The following is a 6834-nucleotide window of genomic DNA, read 5'->3' as shown; positions in this document are numbered from 1 at the left end:
GCCATGGACAGTCCCGGCTCTTTTTTCCAGCGCCATTCGTATTTCTGCCAGCCCATTTCGAACTCGCCAAGCATCAGGCGGCATAGGGCTTCGTTCATGTGGGCGTCTGCATAGACGGGCAGGACCATCTGGGCCCGGGCATAACTGTCCAGCGCCTCAGCGGGGTGCCGCAATTCCTGCAAGGAAGCGCCCCGGTTGTTCAGCGCTTCAGCGTAGGCAGGCCTGAGTTGAAGCGCGCGGTCATAACTTTCCAGTGCCTCACGTGGGCGGCCCAGGGTTCGCAGTGCGGCACCCCGGCTGCTCAGCGCCTCGGGATAATCCGGCTTGATCTTCAAGGCGCGGTCATAACTGACCAGCGCCTCCGCGGCACGGTTCATTGCCCACAAGGCGTTGCCGCGGTTGCTCAACGCCTCGGCATAGTCAGGCCGGCTCTTCAAGGCGCGATCACAGCTTTGCAGCGCTTCTTCGTAACGTTTCAGGTCCAGCAGGGCGGACGCCTGGTTGCTGAGTACAGCGGCATTGTCGGGATTGATCTCGAGCGCGTGCCCAAACAGGACAAGCGCTGCTTCTGGATCTTTTTGCTGCACTGCAATCGCCGCCAACAACTGCAAGGCGTCAAAGTGCCTCGGTTGCGCCTGCAATATCTCGGCGTACATCAGTTTGGCCTGCGCGAGACCTCCCTGTTGGTGCAGAGCGACCGCCGCCGTCAGCTTGGCAGCCATGCGTTGCGCCTCAGCAGCTGACTTTTGCGGATCAGACGCCCGGCCCCCCCTGGGCTGCGAAGGGGGCGGACGGCGGTTTGTCATTCGCCCGGATTTTATATCGGGCAACGGCGGTTTTGGCACAGCGGGCGTCCGCTGGCAACCGCAGTGCGGCTCGGGTTTGTTACCTTCTGGTAATCACCACGGAACCGCCAGCGCCGCCGGCGTCGTTGTTCTGGCCACGCAGGACATTGGAACTGCCGATGGTCATGGTGTAGTTGTCGGGGTCGTAGTTGCCCGAACCCTGCAGGTAGACAGGATTGCTGCCCTTGATCGTGACGGTGTTTCCGCGAACCGTGATCAGCATGTTCTGCTGAATCTTCTTCGATTGCCCCTGGTTATTGGTGTAAGCCAGAACCATCACGCCCCGATAGACGCCGTTGCCGGATTTCTCATTGACTCGCAAGGTTCCCCTGTAGGGGAATCCGGCCGACCCGGCATAGTCCACTTCCCAGTCACCCTGCATCTGGAGTTCCGTGCTGGCGGTGTTGTTGTCCCTGGACCCTGCATCCTGGTCGGATGAGGCCTTGGTGGCATCGCAGCCCCATGAACGGACCTTGCAGCTTGACCCGCCCTTGGCCCGGCATTCCGACAGCGCGCGCTGCTGGACGATCGCACTCGTCGCACCGGTGCCCCAACCGTAAGCATTGGAGCCCTTGGCCTGGTCGGCCGCATAGGCGCCGCATTCGGCGCGAAAGCGCAGCACCACGGCACAGTCCGAACCACACTCCCGCAAGGCACGCTGCTCGGCCTGGTCGGTCGTCGGGTGGTTGAAGGAGAACCCGTATTTTTCACCCTGCAGGCTGTCAATGGCCAGCGCACCCGCGGCCATGGCCTGGCCTCCGACAAACGAAAGCAGCAAGGCAAAAACGAGTCTGGCTGTGACAGCCTTCATTCCAGAAATCATGGTGGTTTCCTGTCAGAAATATTTTGAACACAAGGCGCAAATAACCCGGAGCGCGCGGCAGGCTTGGCATGGGGAGTCCCTTCCCGCCTGACAGCCAAATTATGAATGCCCGGAGCAGCCAAAAACCGGAAGCGGGTGACAATTCAGACCCCATGAACATGGGGTTTACACAAGGGCCGGGCCGTTTGGTTGACAATCACGGGTTGCCCCAAAGATGCCCCATGACCATGACCCCTTCAGAAACAAGCACAGTTCCCGGTGAAACCGCTCCAGCGGACGGGATCACGCCCGCCGGGCAGCCACACATTGAGCCGGCAGGCGAACCCACCCCCGCAGCGGGTCGTTCGCGTTCGGTGCAACCCGTGCTCGAAAAGCTGTTCGAGCTCTACCCGCACCTCTTCGGCACCCATTTCCTGCCGCTCAAGCTCGGCATTTTTCAGGAGCTGCTGGCCGCGCACCCCGAACACTTCCAGCGCGACAGCCTCAAGGCGGCGCTGGGCATTCATACACGCTCCACGCGTTACCTGCAATGCGTGACCGCCGGCAACAAGCGCCACGACCTTCAGGGCCAGGCGGGTGACGACGTGGCGGCCGAACATGTCTACCTCTCACTGCTCGAACTGTTCCGCCGCCGCCAGGCCCGCGCCCGCGAGGACCTGCGGCCCAAATTCCGTGCGCAGTTGATGGCCGCTTTCGAGGCCAGTGGCCTGACCCGGCAGGACTACCAGGCCCGGGTGCAAACCAATGACGCAGCGGCCACCGCCCTGCTGGAAGAAGCCTTCGCCGAGCGCGACCAGAAGTTGGCCAAACGCGAAGCACTGCGCCGCACGTTTGAAAGCAGCGGCAAGACCGCCGACGAATTTGCCGACATGTACGGCATCGACAAACGCGAGCTGGCTGCGGCGATCAAGGCCTGAGAACAGCAGCCATGGCAGCCCTGTCGCCCTTGACACTCAGCCAGGTCAATGACGGCGTGTACCGCGTGATGGCTGGCACTCAAGAGCATGTGGGCAACCTCAAGCTGATTGGGGGCCAATGGAAGTTCAAGGCCGTCGGTTGCGATGACGCGGGTCATGTGATCCCAGGGGGTGGGCCGTTGACCCACATGCACAACACAACCTTTGCGGTGCCCGACGAATCGGTGATCAACGCCACGCTGCTCAAGCCTTGAAGTGTCGTCCAATAACCACTCGACCCGGCGGCAGCAAATCGACGCCCTGATCCGCGAGATTTCGGATTGAAGCAGGCAGGCGCCTGTGAATGATGGTGTTGACGTGGCGCGCAGTCCGGGGATGGGTTGCCGCCGCACCGTCCTTCTTTTGGAGGATGTGCCACTCCCATACCCTGCCTGGAATCATGCGGTGTTTGGCGGCTTTTTATCGACCTGACAGAAAAGCGCCATGCGTAGAAAACTGTTTACTGACAACAACTTGAGGGTGAATTTGATGCCCGTTTTATACCGCAGCCGACAAGTTACACCGCAGGTTTTGCGGTCTAAATTACGTTAAACAGCATCAAGGAGAACAGAGCGTTGTTCCAGAACCTACTCATGTCGGCTACCGCCGTCCTTTACATCCCTCGGCTTCTTGCGATCGTGGTCGTTGTGGCACTTGTGGTTCTTGCGACCGCCGCGTCAACTCGAAGCTGGGTACACAACCTCGTTGCGGTGCTTCTTCTCGTCAGTAGCGCTTCCGTCTCCGTGTGGGTGCTGCAGCTCGGGTGGGCACTGGCAGTCGTGGGTGTTTTAGCTTTTCTATCTGGGGTGCTATGGCGGGTCATGCAGAGTGGCGCCTTGCGTAGTGGGGGACTCATGTGGCCTGGCCTCGGCCTGTTGCTTGCCCCTTTCGCAAATATCTTCATCTTGATGCCTGTCCTCAGGCAAGTGGTCCACTGAGAGGCTCCGTGCCGTTGCCATCCAATGCGGTTTAACATGTCGGCCCACACGGACACACAGCAGCAGGTTGCCGCTGCGCGGCTCTTGCTGCGTGCCGGTGGCCTCCAACGTTATGCCGCAGACGGAACGTTGTCGCGGCGGATTGAGGAGCAAAATGCAACAGGATGAGGCGGGGCCGCAGATTAACTATGGGGACATTTTCTGGGTTGCTGCGGACGAATCGATTGGGTCCATTTCAGGTTCGCCTCACCCGCATGTCGTGGTCCAAGGTGACGTCTTTAACCATTCCAGGATTGCTACCGTTGTGGTGTGTTCACTCAGTTCAAACCTCAAGCGGGCGTCTGAGCCTGGGGTCGTTCTCCTGGATGCGGGCGAGGGAGGTCTGGAGCGGCAAAGTGTGGTGATTGCCTCGCAAGTTTCGAGTATCCCCAAGAGCCGTTTGGGTGATCGTATCGGGTCGCTTTCCAGCCTTCGCGTGGATCAGGTCATTGCAGCCTTACGCTTTCTACAGGTGTCGCATTTCCGGGGTCGCTGAGCAGCGGCCTGACTCAGGTGATAACCCTCCTCGCACCGGAGCATCATGAACATTCTGATACGCAAAAAATCATCAGCCGACATGGCTGTCATTGAAGCTGTCCCGGTATGACCCTCACCTGGACCGCCCAGCTAACCGGCATTGACTGGCACGAACTCTCGGCGCTGTACGCAGCCGCACCACTCGGCAACAAGAGCCCTGCCAGCCTGCAAACCGTCTTCACGAACAGCCTGTTTCGCTGCTTTGTCCATGACGACGGCAAACTCGTCGGCGCAGGCCGCGTGCTGGCGGACGGCGTGGACTGTGCCTACATCTGCGACGTTGCGGTGCTGCCCAGCCACCAGGGCACCGGGCTGGGCAAGCAGATCGTGAGTCATCTCGTGGAGCTGTCGCGCGGCCACCGCAAAATCATTCTCTACGCGGTTCCCGGCAAGGAAGGTTTCTATCGAAAGCTGGGTTTCAGGCGCATGACAACCGCCATGGCCATCTTCGACGACCAGGCGGGTGCGCTGGCACGCGGCTATATCAACGAGACATGACCCAGGGGTGGCGGGTCAGGCTCGCCATGGCGAGTCAAAAGAGCGCAGCGCCTTAAGTCCATGCATCAAATCGGCCTCCAGCCCTTTACACACGGGCGCAAGCAGCTATCAATTCATGAGCATGCAAGCGCTGCTGCGTCAATGAATGCGGCCACCCGATCCAGCTGATCGGGCACATTGAGCGCGGGCGCATGGCCGCAGCCGGGCACTTCGACCACCTGCAGCCGGCCTGCGGCGCCCGGGCCGCGGGCCTGCATCTCGGTGGTGGTCTCGCGCAGCACGAGGTCGGACTCGGCGCCGCGCAGGCACAACACGGGAATCTCGAGCGCGTCGTAATGCTCCCAGATCAGGTAGTCGCCCGGGTGGTGGGTGAACTGCTGCACCATGGCCGGGTCGTAATGCGGTGTCAGGCGGCCGTCGGGCAGACGGCGGACCGAGGTTTCCGCCATGCGGCGCCACTGCGCGTCGCTCAGCCAGCCATAAGGCTTGTAGACCTGCCGGAAAAAGGCCTCGAGCGCCAGCATGGTGTCAAAAGCCGGCGGGTTGCCGGCATAGGACCTGATCCGCGCGACCGCCGGGTCGGCAATCTGCGGCGCCGTGTCGTTGAGCACCAGACTCTGGATGCGGCCTTTCATGGCGGGCTCGAACAGGCCGGAGGCGCACACCGTGCCGATGGCGCCGCCCATGGACGTGCCGACCCAATGCGCCTTGTCGATATGCAGTTGCTCAAAGAGGTCTGCCGCAATACGCGCGTAAAACGCCAGCTGATATTCGGCTTTCGGGTCGGGGCTCCACTGGCTCAGGCCGCGCCCAATGGTGTCGGGACAGATCACGCGGTAGCGGTCGCTGAGGTGCGCTGCCAGTTCGTCCATGTCGCGTCCGGTGCGGGCCAGCCCGTGCCAGGCGATGACGGTGGCGCTGTGCTGGCGGCCCCACTCTGTGTAGTGGATCTCGCGCCCAGCGCAGGTCAGGTATTCGGACGTGAAGTGCATGAAGCGGACTCTCTTGTTTGATCTCTTCTTACCTGGATGCGCGCCGCAACGGCTACTTCAGCAGCTTGCCGGTGCTGCCGATCACGGTCACTTCCACATACCGTGAACCGATGCGGTTGGCGGGTGAATAGTTGACGACAACACCGCCCGTGTCGAAGCTGTTCATGGACTCCAGCGCCTTGACCACCCTGGCCCGCGTCGGGTTGGGGCCGGCGCGCCGCAGGGCTTCCACCAGCACCTTGGCGCCTACAAACTCTTCAAAACTCGTGTAGTTGACAACTTCGCCGGGCGCGTATTTTTTCAGCAACGCGTGGTATTCGCGCACCACCGGTGTGTTCGGCATGAAGGGGTAAGGCACCACCTGGCTGATGCCCAGCCCGTGAGCGTTTTTCAGGCCGGCCAGCTTGACCAGTTCGGCCGGGTCCACCACCGAGATGTTGTAGAGCTGCGCACCGCCACCTGTCTCGCGGTAGAGCTTGACAAAGGCCGCCGTGGACTTGTTGACCGAAATCATGATGATGGCCTGCGCGTCCGACGCCTTGATCTTTTTGACCGCTTCTTCGACCTTGTCGGTGTTGCGCTCATAACCAGCCGCCGCGGCCAGCTTGAGCTTGCGTTTGGCCAGCGCGTTTTCGACGCCCAGCAGACCGGCTTTTCCGAAGCCGTCGTCCTGGTACATCACCGCGATGCGGCTCATGCCCAGCGTCGTCACCTGCTGCACCATGTGCTCGGTCTCGTCAGCGTAGCCGGCGCGCACATGAAAGATCCAGGGGTTGAACGGGTTGCGCAGCGACTCGCCGCCGGTGTACGGAGCCACCAGCGCAGCGCCGCCGACATCGAGCACGCCGTCTGTCAGCAGCTGCGTCACGTTGGCCGTGCCGGCAAAGCCGAACAGCGCCACCACCTCGGGTTTGGCCAGCATCTCGCGCGTCAGGCGCACGGTCTCGGGCACCTTGTAGCCGTCGTCCACCACCTCGTGGCGGATTTTGGCGCCGTGCACCCCACCCTGCGCATTGATGTGGTCAAAATAGATCTTGCCGCCCACCACCATCTGGTGACCGGTGCTGGCCAGCACGCCCGACAGCGGCGCCACCTGGCCAATGACCAGATCAGCCGCCTGCGCCACCCCGCCCACCCCGCCGAGCCCGCAAAGGGCCAGCGCGGCCAAGGTCTGTCGGCCCCATGTCTTCAAGGTTGTTCTCATGA

8 protein-coding genes are annotated in these 6834 nt (G+C 61.7%); 4 read left to right on the top strand and 4 right to left on the bottom strand.

Translation table 11 applies throughout. The features are described from left to right. A partial coding sequence (locus PSV33_RS19860) for a tetratricopeptide repeat protein (protein WP_300564528.1) occupies positions 1 to 722 on the bottom strand: 722 nt, incomplete at its 3' end. A gap of 163 nt (positions 723 to 885) precedes the next feature. Beyond that, positions 886 to 1668, bottom strand: coding sequence for a DUF4189 domain-containing protein (locus PSV33_RS19855; RefSeq protein WP_300564526.1), 783 nt, complete (start codon positions 1666 to 1668; stop codon positions 886 to 888). Positions 1669 to 1889: 221 nt separating this feature from the next. On the opposite strand from PSV33_RS19855, the gene PSV33_RS19850 reads away from it, so the two are divergent. The 4 genes from PSV33_RS19850 to PSV33_RS19835 all read left to right on the top strand — a co-directional run bounded on the left by PSV33_RS19850 (position 1890) and on the right by PSV33_RS19835 (position 4636). Further along, positions 1890 to 2585, top strand: coding sequence for a ProQ/FINO family protein (locus PSV33_RS19850; RefSeq protein WP_300564524.1), 696 nt, complete (start codon positions 1890 to 1892; stop codon positions 2583 to 2585). Positions 2586 to 2596: 11 nt separating this feature from the next. Beyond that, positions 2597 to 2839, top strand: a complete 243-nt coding sequence (locus PSV33_RS19845; RefSeq protein WP_300564522.1) for a hypothetical protein — start codon at positions 2597 to 2599, stop codon at positions 2837 to 2839. An 877-nt stretch (positions 2840 to 3716) separates the two neighbouring features. After that, positions 3717 to 4097 carry a type II toxin-antitoxin system PemK/MazF family toxin gene (locus tag PSV33_RS19840; RefSeq protein ID WP_300564520.1) on the top strand — a complete coding sequence of 127 codons (381 nt, stop codon included), beginning with the start codon at positions 3717 to 3719 and terminating at the stop codon, positions 4095 to 4097. A gap of 107 nt (positions 4098 to 4204) precedes the next feature. Beyond that, positions 4205 to 4636, top strand: coding sequence for a GNAT family N-acetyltransferase (locus tag PSV33_RS19835; protein WP_300564518.1), 432 nt, complete (start codon positions 4205 to 4207; stop codon positions 4634 to 4636). 113 nt (positions 4637 to 4749) lie between these two features. On the opposite strand, the gene PSV33_RS19830 is transcribed toward PSV33_RS19835, so the two are convergent. Together PSV33_RS19830 and PSV33_RS19825 are read right to left on the bottom strand one after the other, a co-directional pair. Then, complete coding sequence (locus tag PSV33_RS19830) at positions 4750 to 5628, bottom strand: alpha/beta hydrolase (protein WP_300564515.1); 879 nt, start codon at positions 5626 to 5628, stop codon at positions 4750 to 4752. Positions 5629 to 5680: 52 nt separating this feature from the next. Further along, positions 5681 to 6832, bottom strand: coding sequence for an ABC transporter substrate-binding protein (locus PSV33_RS19825; RefSeq protein ID WP_300564512.1), 1152 nt, complete (start codon positions 6830 to 6832; stop codon positions 5681 to 5683). Between the last annotated feature and the right edge of the window lie 2 nt (positions 6833 to 6834).

Source organism: Polaromonas sp., assembly GCF_029945895.1.
In the GTDB taxonomy this organism is placed as follows: Bacteria; Pseudomonadota; Gammaproteobacteria; order Burkholderiales; family Burkholderiaceae_C; genus Polaromonas.
The sequence above is the reverse complement of the archived record's forward strand: the minus strand, read 5'-3'. Positions and strand labels throughout refer to the sequence as shown.

Bases quoted from the DNA above. Each gene is read 5' to 3' on its own strand.
- PSV33_RS19855 (WP_300564526.1), bottom strand. From the start codon at position 1,668: ATGATTTCTGGAATGAAGGCTGTCACAGCCAGACTCGTTTTTGCCTTG.
- PSV33_RS19850 (WP_300564524.1), top strand. From the start codon at position 1,890: ATGACCATGACCCCTTCAGAAACAAGCACAGTTCCCGGTGAAACCGCT.
- PSV33_RS19845 (WP_300564522.1), top strand. From the start codon at position 2,597: ATGGCAGCCCTGTCGCCCTTGACACTCAGCCAGGTCAATGACGGCGTG.
- PSV33_RS19840 (WP_300564520.1), top strand. From the start codon at position 3,717: ATGCAACAGGATGAGGCGGGGCCGCAGATTAACTATGGGGACATTTTC.
- PSV33_RS19835 (WP_300564518.1), top strand. From the start codon at position 4,205: ATGACCCTCACCTGGACCGCCCAGCTAACCGGCATTGACTGGCACGAA.
- PSV33_RS19830 (WP_300564515.1), bottom strand. From the start codon at position 5,628: ATGCACTTCACGTCCGAATACCTGACCTGCGCTGGGCGCGAGATCCAC.
- PSV33_RS19825 (WP_300564512.1), bottom strand. From the start codon at position 6,832: ATGAGAACAACCTTGAAGACATGGGGCCGACAGACCTTGGCCGCGCTG.